This is a genomic window from Streptomyces misionensis (assembly GCF_007896895.1).
Taxonomy (GTDB): Bacteria; Actinomycetota; Actinomycetes; order Streptomycetales; family Streptomycetaceae; genus Streptomyces; species Streptomyces misionensis_A.
Window position 1 is genome coordinate 10,280 of record NZ_VOGW01000074.1, and the last position, 15,924, is coordinate 26,203.

At 67.9% G+C, this 15,924-nt stretch carries 10 protein-coding genes and 3 rRNA genes; 11 read left to right on the forward strand and 2 right to left on the reverse strand.

Annotated features, from left to right (window positions below; translation table 11 throughout):
• The first annotated feature begins 13 nt into the window (after nucleotides 1-13).
• The 7 genes from FRZ03_RS13240 to FRZ03_RS39770 all read left to right on the forward strand — a co-directional run bounded on the left by FRZ03_RS13240 (nucleotide 14) and on the right by FRZ03_RS39770 (nucleotide 10,099).
• Complete coding sequence (locus FRZ03_RS13240; RefSeq protein ID WP_146465343.1) at nucleotides 14-520, forward strand: EamA/RhaT family transporter; 507 nt, start codon at nucleotides 14-16, stop codon at nucleotides 518-520.
• Nucleotides 521-575: 55 nt separating this feature from the next.
• Nucleotides 576-1,361, forward strand: a complete 786-nt coding sequence (locus FRZ03_RS13245; protein ID WP_146465344.1) for a class I SAM-dependent methyltransferase — start codon at nucleotides 576-578, stop codon at nucleotides 1,359-1,361.
• Nucleotides 1,362-1,439: 78 nt separating this feature from the next.
• Entirely contained in the window at nucleotides 1,440-2,252 is an 813-nt protein-coding gene (gene proC, locus FRZ03_RS13250; RefSeq protein WP_146465345.1) for a pyrroline-5-carboxylate reductase, read from the forward strand.
• Nucleotides 2,253-2,907: 655 nt separating this feature from the next.
• A 16S ribosomal RNA gene (locus FRZ03_RS13260) occupies nucleotides 2,908-4,432 on the forward strand.
• A gap of 305 nt (nucleotides 4,433-4,737) precedes the next feature.
• Nucleotides 4,738-7,859 (forward strand): 23S ribosomal RNA (locus tag FRZ03_RS13265).
• Between the two features lie 105 nt (nucleotides 7,860-7,964).
• Nucleotides 7,965-8,081: ribosomal RNA gene (gene rrf / locus FRZ03_RS13270) — 5S ribosomal RNA — on the forward strand.
• Together the 16S, 23S and 5S rRNA genes form the textbook arrangement of a ribosomal RNA operon.
• A gap of 1,250 nt (nucleotides 8,082-9,331) precedes the next feature.
• Nucleotides 9,332-10,099 carry a tetratricopeptide repeat protein gene (locus FRZ03_RS39770; RefSeq protein ID WP_222443371.1) on the forward strand — a complete coding sequence of 256 codons (768 nt, stop codon included), beginning with the start codon at nucleotides 9,332-9,334 and terminating at the stop codon, nucleotides 10,097-10,099.
• Nucleotides 10,100-10,174: 75 nt separating this feature from the next.
• On the opposite strand, the gene FRZ03_RS13280 is transcribed toward FRZ03_RS39770, so the two are convergent.
• The gene (locus FRZ03_RS13280; protein WP_146465347.1) at nucleotides 10,175-11,458 is read right to left on the reverse strand and encodes a DUF1015 domain-containing protein; all 1,284 of its coding nucleotides are present in this window, start codon (nucleotides 11,456-11,458) and stop codon (nucleotides 10,175-10,177) included.
• 74 nt (nucleotides 11,459-11,532) lie between these two features.
• On the opposite strand from FRZ03_RS13280, the gene FRZ03_RS13285 reads away from it, so the two are divergent.
• The 4 genes from FRZ03_RS13285 to FRZ03_RS13300 all read left to right on the forward strand — a co-directional run bounded on the left by FRZ03_RS13285 (nucleotide 11,533) and on the right by FRZ03_RS13300 (nucleotide 15,571).
• A complete protein-coding gene (locus FRZ03_RS13285) occupies nucleotides 11,533-12,561 on the forward strand; it encodes an HAD-IIA family hydrolase (protein WP_146465348.1) in 1,029 nt (342 codons plus the stop codon).
• 75 nt (nucleotides 12,562-12,636) lie between these two features.
• Entirely contained in the window at nucleotides 12,637-13,680 is a 1,044-nt protein-coding gene (locus FRZ03_RS13290) for a FecCD family ABC transporter permease (RefSeq protein WP_146465349.1), read from the forward strand.
• Nucleotides 13,677-14,726: a FecCD family ABC transporter permease gene (locus tag FRZ03_RS13295; RefSeq protein ID WP_146465350.1), complete on the forward strand. Its 1,050-nt coding sequence runs from the start codon at nucleotides 13,677-13,679 to the stop codon at nucleotides 14,724-14,726. The genes FRZ03_RS13290 and FRZ03_RS13295 overlap by 4 nt, the downstream gene beginning before the upstream one ends.
• On the forward strand, nucleotides 14,723-15,571 hold the full coding sequence (locus FRZ03_RS13300; protein WP_146465351.1) for an ABC transporter ATP-binding protein: 849 nt from the start codon (nucleotides 14,723-14,725) through the stop codon (nucleotides 15,569-15,571). The genes FRZ03_RS13295 and FRZ03_RS13300 overlap by 4 nt, the downstream gene beginning before the upstream one ends.
• On the opposite strand, the gene FRZ03_RS13305 is transcribed toward FRZ03_RS13300, so the two are convergent.
• Nucleotides 15,555-15,902 carry a sterol-binding protein gene (locus FRZ03_RS13305; protein ID WP_146465352.1) on the reverse strand — a complete coding sequence of 116 codons (348 nt, stop codon included), beginning with the start codon at nucleotides 15,900-15,902 and terminating at the stop codon, nucleotides 15,555-15,557. The genes FRZ03_RS13300 and FRZ03_RS13305 overlap by 17 nt on opposite strands.
• Nucleotides 15,903-15,924: the final 22 nt, after the last annotated feature.

The window sequence follows — 15,924 nt, forward strand, 5'->3', positions numbered from 1 at the left end:
CCATAATCGTCCCGTGAGCGACGAAACCGGCACCCCGGGCACCCCGGAGGGCCCCGCGGGCGGCCCTCGCCCCGAACCCCTGCGCTTCTTCGGCACGTCCTGGGTGCACCACGACGACGGTTACGCGCTGCGCCGCGCCGGGGTCGCCATCGGCTCCCTGGCCGCGGCGGTCGTCTCCTGCCTGGTGCTGCGCTTCGCCTTCCAGGGCATCCGGATCGCCGCCACCGGCACCTTCGTGACCGTGCTGATCGTCGTCATGTTCACGGTCTGCACCGCACTCGCCTTCGGCAACACCTGGGGCGGCTTCGGCAAGCGCCCCGATCCAGAGCGCCAGTCCTCCCTGCGCGGCCTGCTCGCCATCGGCTTCGTCGGCATCCTGCTCGCCTACTTCCTGCGCTCCCTCACCGAGGCCCCCGGCGAGCGGCTGCACCGCGCGGAGTACGAGACGGCCCGCGCGGAACACGCCGCACGCACCACCCGCCGCTCGGGCAACCCGGCGAAGAAGAAGCGCCGCCGCTGACCCGGCGAGCCGAAAGTCGCTGTCGCCGGCACCGGCCACCGAGCACCATGGGGGGATGACGACCACGCAGCCGCCCGCCGCCGAGCGCTCCGCCCGCGCCCACTCCTTCAACGCGGCCGCCGCTCAGTACGCGGCCAACCGCCCCTCCTACCCGCCCGCCCTCTTCGACACCATCGAGAAGACGGCCGGCCGGTCCCTTTCCGGCGCGCGGGTGGTGGACGTCGGCGCGGGCACCGGCATCGCCACCGCGCTGCTGCACGCGCGCGGCGCGAAGGTCCTCGCGATCGAGCCCGGCGAGGGCATGGCCGCGGAGTTCCGCCGCGGCAACCCGGACATCCCGCTGCTGCGGGCCGACGGCGACGCCCTTCCCCTCGCCGACGCCACGGCCGACTTCCTCACCTACGCCCAGGCCTGGCACTGGACCGACACGGCCCGCTCGGTGCCGGAGGCGCTGCGGGTGCTGCGACCGGGCGGCGCGCTGGCGCTGTGGTGGAACACGGACGCCTTCGACATCGAGTGGATCGCGCGGGCGGCGGAGCGCGAGGGCCGCTTCTTCGGCTTCGACCCTGCCGAGCGGTACGCGAAGGCCGACGAGCGGCTGGACCTCGCCGACCCGAGCGGCCGCCTCGACTTCACCCGCCACAAGATCCGCTGGAGCCGCCGGGTCACCCTCGACACCCACCTCGCCAACATCGGCAGCCACTCGCTCTTCCTGGTCCTGGACGAGCCCCGGCGCACCGCCTTCCTCGACGAGGAGCGCGGTCACCTCCTGAAGGTCTTCCCGGACGGCGTCGTGGAGGAGACCTACGACGTGCTCCTGCTGGTGGCCAGGAAGGGCTGACGGAGTCCCGGGGACGCGCCGTCCCGCCAACCGGACAACCGCCCCGCCGCCCGGACGAGCGGTGCCAGACTGAACCGCATGAGCCAGAAAGTCGCAGTACTCGGCACCGGCAAAATCGGCGAAGCCCTGCTCAGCGGAATGATCCGGGCCGGCTGGGCCCCCGCCGACCTCCTGGTCACCGCCCGCCGCCCCGAACGCGCCGAAGAACTCCGCGCCCGCCACGGCGTCACCCCGGTCACCAACGCCGAGGCCGCCAAGTCCGCCGACACCCTGATCCTCACGGTCAAGCCGCAGGACATGGGCACCCTCCTGGACGAGCTGGCCCCGCACATCCCCGCCGACCGCCTGGTCATCAGCGGCGCCGCCGGCATCCCCACCGCCTTCTTCGAGGAGCGACTCGCCGAGGGCACCCCGGTCGTGCGCGTCATGACCAACACCCCCGCCCTCGTCGACGAGGCCATGTCGGTCATCTCCGCCGGCACCCACGCCACCCCGGACCACCTGGCCACCGCGGAGAACATCTTCGGCGCCGTCGGCAAGACCCTGCGCGTCCCCGAGAGCCAGCAGGACGCCTGCACCGCTCTGTCCGGCTCGGGACCGGCGTACTTCTTCTATCTGGTCGAGGCGATGACGGACGCGGGCATCCTGCTCGGCCTGCCCCGCGACAAGGCACACGAACTCATCGTCCAGTCCGCGATCGGCGCCGCCGTGATGCTCCGCGACAGCGGCGAGCACCCGGTCAAGCTCCGCGAGAACGTCACCTCCCCGGCAGGTACGACGATCAACGCCATCCGCGAGCTGGAGAACCACGGCGTCCGCGCGGCCCTCATCGCCGCCCTGGAGGCCGCCCGCGACCGCAGCCGCGAGCTGGCCTCCGGCAAGAAGGACTGACCCCGGCCCGGGGGACCGGCCGAGAGTTGACACACCTCGGGGCGATCCGTAAGGTACTCCGAGTTGTCCGACGTGAGCGCCGACTCCGGTCGGTCCCCGGACAGCCATTCCGTGAGCACCACCCACTCTCGACACCTCGGTGTCGAAAGTTTTGGCGTGCGTATTTGCGAAATGAGGAATCCGCGTTCGAAAGGGCGCAGGACCCCGATTAGCTCGGGAGCCGGGAATCCGCTAAAGTCTCACTCGTCGGAACGGCCCAACGGCCGGGAAGACAAACCCCCCTGACTGGGAGTCAGACGCCGAAAGGATCTGATAGAGTCGGAACCGCCGGAAAGGGAAACGCGGAAGCGGGAACCTGGAAAGCACCGAGGAAATCGGATCGAGAAAAGATCTGATAGAGTCGGAAACACCGAAGGGAAGCGCCCGGAGGAAAGCCCGAGAGGGTGAGTACAAAGGAAGCGACCGTTCCTTGAGAACTCAACAGCGTGCCAAAAGTCAACGCCAGATATGTTGATACCCCGTCCATCGGATCACCGATGGTCGAGGTTCCTTTGAAAAAACACAGCGAGGACGCTGTGAACGATCGGACTATTCCTCCGGTCGTTCCGCTCTCGTGATGTGTCACCGGCTGAAATGTTTTTCGGCCGAGTAAACATTCACGGAGAGTTTGATCCTGGCTCAGGACGAACGCTGGCGGCGTGCTTAACACATGCAAGTCGAACGATGAAGCCCTTCGGGGTGGATTAGTGGCGAACGGGTGAGTAACACGTGGGCAATCTGCCCTGCACTCTGGGACAAGCCCTGGAAACGGGGTCTAATACCGGATATGACCATCTTGGGCATCCTTGATGGTGTAAAGCTCCGGCGGTGCAGGATGAGCCCGCGGCCTATCAGCTTGTTGGTGAGGTAATGGCTCACCAAGGCGACGACGGGTAGCCGGCCTGAGAGGGCGACCGGCCACACTGGGACTGAGACACGGCCCAGACTCCTACGGGAGGCAGCAGTGGGGAATATTGCACAATGGGCGAAAGCCTGATGCAGCGACGCCGCGTGAGGGATGACGGCCTTCGGGTTGTAAACCTCTTTCAGCAGGGAAGAAGCGAAAGTGACGGTACCTGCAGAAGAAGCGCCGGCTAACTACGTGCCAGCAGCCGCGGTAATACGTAGGGCGCAAGCGTTGTCCGGAATTATTGGGCGTAAAGAGCTCGTAGGCGGCTTGTCACGTCGGTTGTGAAAGCCCGGGGCTTAACCCCGGGTCTGCAGTCGATACGGGCAGGCTAGAGTTCGGTAGGGGAGATCGGAATTCCTGGTGTAGCGGTGAAATGCGCAGATATCAGGAGGAACACCGGTGGCGAAGGCGGATCTCTGGGCCGATACTGACGCTGAGGAGCGAAAGCGTGGGGAGCGAACAGGATTAGATACCCTGGTAGTCCACGCCGTAAACGGTGGGCACTAGGTGTGGGCAACATTCCACGTTGTCCGTGCCGCAGCTAACGCATTAAGTGCCCCGCCTGGGGAGTACGGCCGCAAGGCTAAAACTCAAAGGAATTGACGGGGGCCCGCACAAGCGGCGGAGCATGTGGCTTAATTCGACGCAACGCGAAGAACCTTACCAAGGCTTGACATACACCGGAAAGCATTAGAGATAGTGCCCCCCTTGTGGTCGGTGTACAGGTGGTGCATGGCTGTCGTCAGCTCGTGTCGTGAGATGTTGGGTTAAGTCCCGCAACGAGCGCAACCCTTGTCCCGTGTTGCCAGCAGGCCCTTGTGGTGCTGGGGACTCACGGGAGACCGCCGGGGTCAACTCGGAGGAAGGTGGGGACGACGTCAAGTCATCATGCCCCTTATGTCTTGGGCTGCACACGTGCTACAATGGCCGGTACAATGAGCTGCGATACCGTGAGGTGGAGCGAATCTCAAAAAGCCGGTCTCAGTTCGGATTGGGGTCTGCAACTCGACCCCATGAAGTCGGAGTCGCTAGTAATCGCAGATCAGCATTGCTGCGGTGAATACGTTCCCGGGCCTTGTACACACCGCCCGTCACGTCACGAAAGTCGGTAACACCCGAAGCCGGTGGCCCAACCCCTTGTGGGAGGGAGCTGTCGAAGGTGGGACTGGCGATTGGGACGAAGTCGTAACAAGGTAGCCGTACCGGAAGGTGCGGCTGGATCACCTCCTTTCTAAGGAGCACTTCTTACCGGGCTTGCCCGGTCAGAGGCCAGTACATCAGCGAATGTCTGATGCTGGTTGCTCATGGGTGGAACGTTGACTACTCGGCACGGTCCAGGATGGACCAGGCGCTAGTACTGCTCTTCGGGGCGTGGAACGCTGATCTGGTTGGCTGGTCGTGTCGGGCACGCTGTTGGGTGTCTGAGGGAATGAACTTCTCCTCAGTCGCCGGCCCCAGTGCACTCGGACCTTTGGGTTCGGGGTGATGGGTGGCTGGTCGTTGTTTGAGAACTGCACAGTGGACGCGAGCATCTGTGGCCAAGTTTTTAAGGGCGCACGGTGGATGCCTTGGCACCAGGAACCGATGAAGGACGTGGGAGGCCGCGATAGTCCCCGGGGAGTCGTCAACCAGGCTTTGATCCGGGGGTTTCCGAATGGGGAAACCCGGCAGTCGTCATGGGCTGTCACCCTTGCCTGAACACATAGGGCAAGTGGAGGGAACGAGGGGAAGTGAAACATCTCAGTACCCTCAGGAAGAGAAAACAACCGTGATTCCGGGAGTAGTGGCGAGCGAAACCGGATGAGGCCAAACCGTATGCGTGTGAGACCCGGCAGGGGTTGCGTGTGCGGGGTTGTGGGATCTCTCTTCTGCGGTCTGCCGGCCGTAGGGCGAGTCAGAAACCGTTGATGTAGACGAAGGACATGCGAAAGGTCCGGCGTAGAGGGTAAGACCCCCGTAGTCGAAATGTCAGCGGCTTGCTTGAGAGACACCCAAGTAGCACGGGGCCCGAGAAATCCCGTGTGAATCTGGCGGGACCACCCGCTAAGCCTAAATATTCCCTGGTGACCGATAGCGGATAGTACCGTGAGGGAATGGTGAAAAGTACCCCGGGAGGGGAGTGAAATAGTACCTGAAACCGTGTGCCTACAAGCCGTGGGAGCGTCGGAATGGAGCTTGCTCTGTTCTCGTGACTGCGTGCCTTTTGAAGAATGAGCCTGCGAGTTTGCGGTGTGTTGCGAGGTTAACCCGGGTGGGGAAGCCGTAGCGAAAGCGAGTCCGAATAGGGCGATTTTAGTAGCACGCTCAAGACCCGAAGCGGAGTGATCTAGCCATGGGCAGGTTGAAGCGGAGGTAAGACTTCGTGGAGGACCGAACCCACCAGGGTTGAAAACCTGGGGGATGACCTGTGGTTAGGGGTGAAAGGCCAATCAAACTCCGTGATAGCTGGTTCTCCCCGAAATGCATTTAGGTGCAGCGTCGTGTGTTTCTTGCCGGAGGTAGAGCACTGGATAGGCGATGGGCCCTACCGGGTTACTGACCTTAGCCAAACTCCGAATGCCGGTAAGTGAGAGCGCGGCAGTGAGACTGTGGGGGATAAGCTCCATGGTCGAGAGGGAAACAGCCCAGAGCATCGACTAAGGCCCCTAAGCGTACGCTAAGTGGGAAAGGATGTGGAGTCGCACAGACAACCAGGAGGTTGGCTTAGAAGCAGCCACCCTTGAAAGAGTGCGTAATAGCTCACTGGTCTAGTGATTCCGCGCCGACAATGTAGCGGGGCTCAAGCGTACCGCCGAAGTCGTGTCATTGCAGCATAAGGGCCAACGCCTGTTGTGATGGGTAGGGGAGCGTCGTCTGCCGGGTGAAGCAGCACCGGAAGGTAGTTGTGGACGGTTGACGAGTGAGAATGCAGGCATGAGTAGCGATTCACACGTGAGAAACGTGTGCGCCGATTGACTAAGGGTTCCTGGGTCAAGCTGATCTGCCCAGGGTAAGTCGGGACCTAAGGCGAGGCCGACAGGCGTAGTCGATGGATAACCGGTTGATATTCCGGTACCCGCTGTGAAGCGTCAAACATCGAGCATCGTGATGCTAAGGCCGTGAAGCCGCCCTGGAGCCTTCGGGCAAAGGGGAGTGGTGGAGCCGCTGAACCAAGCGGTTAGTAGGTGAGTGATGGGGTGACGCAGGAAGGTAGTCCATCCCGGGCGGTGGTTGTCCCGGGGTAAGGGTGTAGCCCGAGTGGTAGGTAAATCCGCCACTCATGCAGGGTGAGACCTGATGCCGAGCCGATTGTGGTGAAGTGGATGATCCTATGCTGTCGAGAAAAGCCTCTAGCGAGTTTCATGGCGGCCCGTACCCTAAACCGACTCAGGTGGTCAGGTAGAGAATACCGAGGCGTTCGGGTGAACTATGGTTAAGGAACTCGGCAAAATGCCCCCGTAACTTCGGGAGAAGGGGGGCCACACCTGGTGATGATCTTTACGGTCTGAGCTGGGGGTGGCCGCAGAGACCAGCGAGAAGCGACTGTTTACTAAAAACACAGGTCCGTGCGAAGCCGTAAGGCGATGTATACGGACTGACGCCTGCCCGGTGCTGGAACGTTAAGGGGACCGGTTAGCTTCACTTCGGTGGGGCGAAGCTGAGAACTTAAGCGCCAGTAAACGGCGGTGGTAACTATAACCATCCTAAGGTAGCGAAATTCCTTGTCGGGTAAGTTCCGACCTGCACGAATGGCGTAACGACTTCTCGACTGTCTCAACCATAGGCCCGGTGAAATTGCACTACGAGTAAAGATGCTCGTTTCGCGCAGCAGGACGGAAAGACCCCGGGACCTTTACTACAGTTTGATATTGGTGTTCGGTTCGGCTTGTGTAGGATAGCTGGGAGACTTTGAAGCGGCCACGCCAGTGGTTGTGGAGTCGTCGTTGAAATACCAGTCTGGTCGTGCTGGATGTCTAACCTGGGTCCGTGATCCGGATCAGGGACAGTGTCTGATGGGTAGTTTAACTGGGGCGGTTGCCTCCTAAAGGGTAACGGAGGCGCCCAAAGGTTCCCTCAGCCTGGTTGGCAATCAGGTGTTGAGTGTAAGTGCACAAGGGAGCTTGACTGTGAGACCGACGGGTCGAGCAGGGACGAAAGTCGGGACTAGTGATCCGGCGGTGGCTTGTGGAAGCGCCGTCGCTCAACGGATAAAAGGTACCCCGGGGATAACAGGCTGATCTTCCCCAAGAGTCCATATCGACGGGATGGTTTGGCACCTCGATGTCGGCTCGTCGCATCCTGGGGCTGGAGTCGGTCCCAAGGGTTGGGCTGTTCGCCCATTAAAGCGGTACGCGAGCTGGGTTTAGAACGTCGTGAGACAGTTCGGTCCCTATCCGCTGTGCGCGTAGGAGTCTTGAGAAGGGCTGTCCCTAGTACGAGAGGACCGGGACGGACGAACCTCTGGTGTGCCAGTTGTTCTGCCAAGGGCATGGCTGGTTGGCTACGTTCGGGAGGGATAACCGCTGAAAGCATCTAAGCGGGAAGCCTGCTTCGAGATGAGGACTCCCACCCACTTGATGGGGTAAGGCTCCCAGTAGACGACTGGGTTGATAGGCCGGATCTGGAAGCCAGGTAACTGGTGGAGGTGACCGGTACTAATAGGCCGAGGGCTTGTCCTCAGTTGCTCGCGTCCACTGTGTAAGTTCTGAGGCAACGAACAGTTGTCGGCTCAGAGCAGAACGCATAACTACAAAGTGTGCTTGTTCGCTCGAAACCATTAGGGTTTCGGTGGTTATAGCGTGAGGGAAACGCCCGGTTACATTCCGAACCCGGAAGCTAAGCCTCACAGCGCCGATGGTACTGCAGGGGGGACCCTGTGGGAGAGTAGGACGCCGCCGAACAATCTTTGGAGGACCCCTGGTCCCAGCGTTCAGCTGGGACCAGGGGTCCTTTCGTTTTTACAATGCTTGCGGTACCGAAGACAGGAGTCACCATGTCCACCAACTCTCCCGACGATCGACCGGAGCGCGACCAGCGGCGACGGGACAGTGGTGACCGGGGCGACCGCGGCGGCTACCGCGGTGACCGTGGTGACCGCGGCGGCTTCCGTCGCGATGACCGTCGTGACGACAACCGCGGTGGCGGGTACGGCCGTCGCGACGACAACCGTGGCGGCTTCCGCCGTGACGACCGTCGCGATGACCGTCGTGACGACAACCGTGGTGGCGGCTACGGCCGGCGTGACGACCGTGACCGCGGCCCGCGCCGTGACGACCACGGCGACCGTGGCTTCCGCCGTGACGACGACCGTGGCGGCTTCCGTCGCGATGACCGGCGCGATGACCGCCGGGACGAGCGGCGTGACGACCGTCCGTCGTACCGCCGTGACGACTCCCGTCCGCCCTACCGGCGCGACGACGACCGCGGTGGCTTCCGCGGCCGGGACGACCGCCGTGACGACAACCGCGGTGGCGGCTACGGCCGTCGCGACGACAACCGCGGTGGCTTCCGTCGCGACGACCGCCGGGACGACAACCGCGGCTACGGCCGCCGTGACGACCGTCGGGACGACCGGCGCGAGGGCGAGCGTTCCTCGCGTCCGGCGTTCCACCGTGACGACCGTGACCGTGGCCCGCGCCGTGACGACCGCGGCGACCGTGGCTTCCGCCGCGACGACCGCCGCGACGACCGTCCCTCGTACCGCCGTGACGACGACCGCCCGTCCTACCGTCGCGACGACGACCGCCCGTCCTACCGCCGTGACGACGACCGTGGCAGCTACGGTCGCCGGGATGACCGTCGGGATGACCGGCGCGATGACCGCCGGGACGAGCGGCGTGACGACCGTCCGTCGTACCGTCGTGACGACTCCCGTCCGCCCTACCGGCGCGACGACGACCGCGGTGGCTTCCGCGGCCGGGACGACCGCCGGGACGACAACCGCGGTGAGCGCGGCGGGTTCCGCGGCCGGGACGACCGTGGCGGCCGTGGCCCCCGTCGCGACGACCGCGGCGGCCGCCCCGGTGGCTTCCGTGGGCGTGACGGGCGCGACGACCGCCGTGGCGACGACCGCCGTGGCGACGACCGCCGTGGTGGTGGCCGCTTCCGCGACGAGCGGGACCGTGACCGGGACCGCGAGCCGATCAAGCGGCTGCCGATCCCGGAGGACGTCACCGGCGACGAGATCGACAAGGACGTCAAGCAGGAGCTGCAGAGCCTGCCCAAGACGCTCGCCGAGGACGTCGCCCGCAACCTGGTGATGGTCGCCCGGCTGATCGACGAGGACCCCGAGGGCGCCTACGGCTACTCCCGGGTCGCCCTGCGCCTGGCCTCCCGGGTGGCCGCCGTGCGCGAGGCCGCCGGCTTCGCCGCGTACGCGAACCAGAAGTACAGCGAGGCCCTCGCCGAGTTCCGGGCCGCCCGGCGGATGACCGGCACCGTCGAGCTGTGGCCGGTGATGGCCGACTGCGAGCGCGGGCTCGGCCGCCCGGAGAAGGCGCTGGACATGGCCGGCGCCCCGGAGGTGCACAAGCTGGACAAGGCCGGCCAGGTCGAGATGCGGCTGGTCGCGGCCGGTGCCCGGCGTGACATGGGCCAGCTGGACGCGGCCATCGTCACTCTCCAGAGCTCCGAGCTGGCCTCGCACTCCATCCAGCCGTGGACCGCGCGGCTGCGCTACGCCTACGCCGACGCCCTGCTGGCGGTCGGCCGGCAGGACGAGGCGCGGGAGTGGTTCGCGAAGGCCGTCGAGGCCGACCGGGACGGCAGCACCGACGCCTCCGACCGGCTCGCCGAGCTGGACGGCGTGGAGTTCGTGGACGCCCTGGACGAGCACGAGGGCGAGGACGAAGGTCAGAGCGGCGGCGCCGAGGGCGAGTCCGCCGACGCCGCCCCGCAGGAGGACGGCGACAAGGACTGACGCGAGTCCGTGAGACAAGAGAAGGGGGGTGGGTTCCCGGTGGAACCCACCCCCCTTCTCCATGTCCGGGGAGACTCAGATCTCCAGGGCCCGCAGCACCAGGCCCGTCGCCGGCTTCGGCCCGAACGACGTCGACTTGCGCGGCACCGTCACGCCCTGGCGGGCCAGATCGCGCACGACCTCCTCGCGCACCGGGTGCATCAGCACGGCCGTACCGCCGTCGTGCTCCGCCTTCGCGACGGTCGCGGCCGTGTCGTGGATGTAGGCGATGTGGGCGGGGGAGTCCTCGGGGATGTGCCAGACGTGTTCCAGCAGGGTCGCGTGCAGCACCGTCGCGTCCATGGAGCGCCAGGCCTCCGGGCGGTCGGCCGGCACGGTGCGGGCCAGCAGGGCGGGGTCCGGGCGGTCCAGCAGATGGAAGGCGCCGTCGCCGGCCAGCAGGAAGGCGTTGCCCGCGCAGGACGCGTCGGCCAGCGCCGCCAGCGCCTCGGACAGCGGCACCCGCAGGTGCCGTACCCGGAACAGGCCCTCCACGGCGGCCAGCGCGTCCGCCACCGGCAGGCCGTGCAGCAGGCGGTGGATGGCGCGGACACGCAGCGGGTAGCGGGCCGTGTCGACCAGCAGGACCAGGCCGTAGTCCCAGGGGCCGGGGGCCGGCTGCTCGGCGCGCAGCCGCAGATAGGTGGCCCAGCGGTGGTGGCCGTCGGCGATCAGGGCCTGATGCCGGGACAGGTCGTCCTGGACGCGGGCCACGTCGGCGGCGTCGGTGACGGCCCACAGCCGGTGCCGGACACCGTCCTCGGTGGTGGTGGCCAGCAGCGGGGGCTTCTCCGCGGTGCGCTCCACGACCTCGGCGGCGGTGCCGTCGCCGCGGTAGCTCAGCAGCAGCGGCTCCAGATTGGCGCGGGTGGCGCGCAGCAGGGCGGCACGTTCGGCGACGACGGGCGGCATGACGTCCTCGTGCGGCAGCACCACGCCCTCGGCCGGTTCGGAGACCCGCAGGGCGCCGATGACGCCGCGCTGGAGCATGCCCTCGCCGTCCCGCTGCTCGTACACGTACAGGGCGGGTTCCGGGTCCGCGGCCAGGACGCCCTCGTCCAGCCAGCGGCGCAGGGTGTCGGCGGCCTGCTCGGTGCGGGCGCTGGGGGTACCCGCCTCGGGCAGGATCAGCCGGACGATGTTGTACGGATCCGCCGACTGGAGGTGGTGCACCCCGTCGGGCCGCACGACGACGTCGTACGGAGGGGAGGTGACGGAGGCCAGGCTGCCGACCCGGTCGGGGTCGTAACGAAGGCCGCGGAACGGGGTGAGTTCCAGGCCCCGGCGCGCCATTGCTTCCGAGTGACCTGCAGTGTCCATCCCGGCATCGTACGTGTGCCGGCGGCATGCGGGATGATCGGGGGAAAGGCCAGTGAGCGAGGAGAGACACGGATATGAGCCAGGGCGTCGGTACCGGTCCGCGGGGCAGCGAGCGGCCCCTGAACGAGGCGTACGACACGGCGCTGCTCGACCTGGACGGGGTGGTGTACGCGGGCGGGCAGGCGATCGCGCACGCGGTCCCCTCGCTGGAGCGGGCCCGCGCGGGCGGGATGCACCTCGCCTACGTCACCAACAACGCGCTGCGTACGCCGCAGGCGGTCGCCGAGCACCTGACCGAGCTGGGGATACCGGCCGGGGCCGAGGACGTCATCACCTCGGCGCAGGCGGTGGCGCGGCTGATCGCCGAGCAGGTGCCGGACGGGTCGCGGGTGCTGGTGATCGGCGGCGAGGGGCTGCGGGTGGCGCTGCGCGAGCGGGGCCTGGTGCCGGTGGAGTCGGCGGACGACGATCCGGCGGCGGTCGTGCAGGGGTACGGCGGGATGGAGCTGCCCTGGGGGCGGTTCGCGGAGGCCTCGTACGCGGTGCGGCGCGGGGTGCCGTGGTTCGCGTCCAACACCGATCTGACGATTCCCAGCGGTCGCGGGATCGCCCCGGGCAACGGCGCTGCGGTGGAGGTCGTACGGATCGCGACGGGCAAGGAACCGCAGGTGGCGGGCAAGCCGCTGCCGCCCATGCACCGGGAGACGATCCTGCGCACGGGTGCGCGGCGCCCGCTGGTGGTCGGGGACCGGCTGGACACCGACATCGAGGGCGCGTTCAACGGCGGGGTGGACTCGCTGCTGGTGCTGACCGGCGTCACCGACGGGGCCCGGCTGCTGGCCGCGTCCCCGGAGCACCGGCCGACGTACGTGGACGCGGATCTGCGGGGGCTGCTCACCGGCCAGCCGGAAATCACCCGAGAGGGTGACGGTTTCCGGTGCGGCGGGTGGACGGCGACGGCCGGGGCGGACCGGCTGGAGCTGAGCGGCGACGGCGAGCCCCTGGACGGGCTGCGGGCGCTGTGCGCGGCGGCCTGGACGGCGGCCGGGGAGGGCTCCTGCGAGCTGGACGGGGAGAAGGCGCTGGCCCGGCTCGGACTCTGAGCAGTCCTCAGCTCGGCGGGGGTTTTCCGCACCCCGGGATCTCGACCGGAAGCGAGGATAGGCTAACCTAACCTCGTGTTGGTCGACAGTCCTCCGGAACAGCGCGCGGCGACCGCTCCCGCGCCCCCGACTCGCCGTGCGGTACGGCCCCTTGGGCTGCTGCTGGCCGTCGCGGTCCTGGTGCTCGTCGCCCTGGCGAGCATCGCGATCGGGGCGAAGGCGCTCTCCCCGGACCAGGTCTGGCACGGCCTGTTCCACGACACGGGGACCTACGGTGACGTCGTGGTGGACGAGCGGCTCGCGAGAACCCTTCTCGGGCTGCTGGCCGGTGCCGCGCTCGGTCTGTCGGGCGCGGTGCTCCAGGCGCTCACCCGCAATCCGCTGGCCGACCCCGGGCTGCTCGGCATCAACGCCGGCGCCTCGGCCGCCGTCGTCACCGCCATCACCTTCTTCGGCGTCACCAGCCTTTCCGGCTATGTGTGGTTCGCCTTCCTCGGGGCCGCGGCGGTGGGCGCGCTGGTGTGGTTCCTCGGCGGCAGCCGGGGCGCCACCCCGGTGCGGCTCGCGCTCGCCGGCACGGCGATCAGCGCCGCCCTGTACGGCTACCTCCAGGCCGTGATGATCATGGACGACGCGGCGCTGGGCCGGATGCGCTTCTGGACGGTCGGCTCGCTGGCCTCGGCCACCGACGCGACCGTCGTCCAGGTGCTGCCGTTCCTCGCGGCGGGCACCCTGCTGGCGCTCGCGCTGGCCCGGCCGCTGAACGCCATGACGATGGGCGACGACACCGCCCGCGCCCTCGGCGCCCGACCGCACCGCACCCGGGCCCTGGCCATGGTGGCCGCCATCGTGCTGTGCGGCGCCGCGACCGCCGCCTGCGGCCCCATCGTCTTCGTCGGCCTGATGGTCCCGCACGCGGTGCGCTCCTTCACCGGCCCCGACCTGCGCTGGATCCTGCCGTACGCGGCGGTCCTGTCGCCGGTGCTGCTGCTCGGCGCCGATGTCGTCGGCCGGGTGGTGGCCCGCCCGGCGGAACTCCAGGTCGGCATCGTCACCGCGGTCATCGGCGGCCCGGTCTTCATCTTTCTGGTACGACGACGGAGGACGGCCCAGCTGTGAGGACACACCCCACCAGGAGCCGTGCCGTACGCGTCCCCGGCGGCCTCTCGCTGCGCCTGGACCCGCGGGCGCTGATCGTCGTCGTCCTGCTGCTGGCCGCCGCGCTCGCGGCCGGCGTGGCGCTGATCGGCACCGGCGACGCGAAGATCCCGGCGGCCGACGTGCTGCGCACCCTCGCCGGACACGGCACCGCCTACCAGGACTTCATCGTCCGCGAGCTGCGCCTGCCCCGCGTCCTGGTCGGGCTGCTGGTCGGCGCCTCGCTCGGGCTCGGCGGCGCGCTGTTCCAGTCCGTCTCCCGCAATCCGCTGGGCAGCCCGGACGTCCTCGGCCTGTCGCAGGGGGCGACGGCGGGCGCGCTGGTGGTGATCGTGCTGATGTCCGGCAGCGCCGCCGCGGTCACCGCCGGAGCGCTGGCCGGGGGTCTGGTGACCGGGCTCGCCATCTATCTGCTGGCCTGGAGGCAGGGCGTGCACGGCTACCGCCTCGTCCTGGTCGGCATCGGCGTCAGCGCCGTGCTCACCGCCGTCAACGGCTATCTGCTCACCAAGGCCGACATGGTCGACGCGGCCCGCGCCGTCGTGTGGATGACCGGCTCCCTCAACGGCCGCGACTGGGACCAGGTCTGGCCGCTGCTCGCGCTGTGCGCCGTCCTCGTCCCGCTGGTCCTCGCCCACGCCCGGGGCCTGCGGATGCTGGAGATGGGCGACGACACCGCCGGCGCCCTCGGCGTTCCGGTGCAGCGCGTGCGGCTGGTGGTGATGACCGGCGCCGTGCTGCTGACCGCGGCCGCCACCGCCGCCGCCGGCCCCGTCAGCTTCGTCGCCCTCACCGCGCCCCAGCTCGCCCGCCGGCTGACCCGCTCGCCGGGCCCCAACCTGGTGCCCTCCCTCTGCATGGGCGCCGCCCTGCTGGTCACCGCCGACTGGGCCGCGCAGCGCGCCTTCGGCGCCGACCAGCTGCCCGTCGGGGTGGTCACCGGCGTCCTCGGCGGCGGCTATCTGCTGTGGCTGCTGGTCACCGAGCGCCGGGCGGGCCGGATATGAGCGGCCCGCGCACGAACATCCCTAGGAGCACCGTGAACCGTCTGTCCGCCGAGCACGTCACCCTCGCCTACGACCAGCGCGTCATCGCCGAAGAGCTGTCCGTGGAGATCCCGGACCGCTCCTTCACCGTGATCGTCGGCCCCAACGCGTGCGGCAAGTCGACGCTGCTGCGGGCGCTGTCCCGGATGCTCAAGCCGGACCGGGGCCGGGTGCTGCTGGACGGGCAGGCCATCCAGTCGCTGCCCGCCAAGCAGGTCGCCCGCACCCTCGGCCTGCTCCCGCAGTCGGCCGTGGCGCCGGACGGCATCACCGTCGCCGACCTGGTCGGCCGGGGCCGCTATCCGCACCAGGGCCTGCTGCGCCAGTGGTCGGCCGAGGACGAGCGGGTGGTCCAGGAGTCCATGCGGCAGACCGGCGTGGACGCCCTCGCCGACCGGTACGTGGACGAACTCTCCGGCGGGCAGCGGCAGCGGGTGTGGATCGCCATGGCGCTCGCCCAGCAGACCCCGCTGCTGCTCCTGGACGAGCCCACCACCTACCTCGACATCCAGCACCAGATCGACGTCCTCGACCTGTGCGCCGAACTGCACGAGACCCAGGGCCGCACCCTGGTCGCCGTGCTGCACGACCTCAACCACGCGGCCCGCTACGCCACCCACCTGATCGCCCTGCGCGACGGCGAGGTGATCGCCGAGGGCGCCCCCCACGACATCGTCACGGCCGACCTGGTCGAGCGGGTCTTCGGGCTGAAGTGCAAGGTCATCGAGGACCCCGAGACCGGCACCCCGCTGATCGTGCCGGCGGCGCGCAAGGCGCGCGCCCAGCGGGTCACAGCAGCTTCCTGAGCCGGAACAGGTCCAGCAGGCTCGCCTCCAGGCGCACCCGGCCCTGCCCCCAGGCGGTCGCGAAGTGCAGCCCGCCGTCCACCAGCGCCAGCAGATCGTCACCGGCCATCGCCAGCCGGATCTGGGCCCGTTCGCTCGGGGGCCCGGGCAGGGTCCTCTCCACCGCCAGGCGGCCCCCGGTCATCCGCCCGGCGAAGGTGACGTCCAGGTCGGTGATGTGGCAGCTCACCGAGCGCTCCAGGGCGGCCGCCGCGCCCACGTCGCCCTCGGCGCCCCGCATGTTGTCCGAAAGCTTCTCCAGTGCGGCGCGGCACTCCTCGATCGTGGCCATCGCCACCGACGGTACCCCAGCG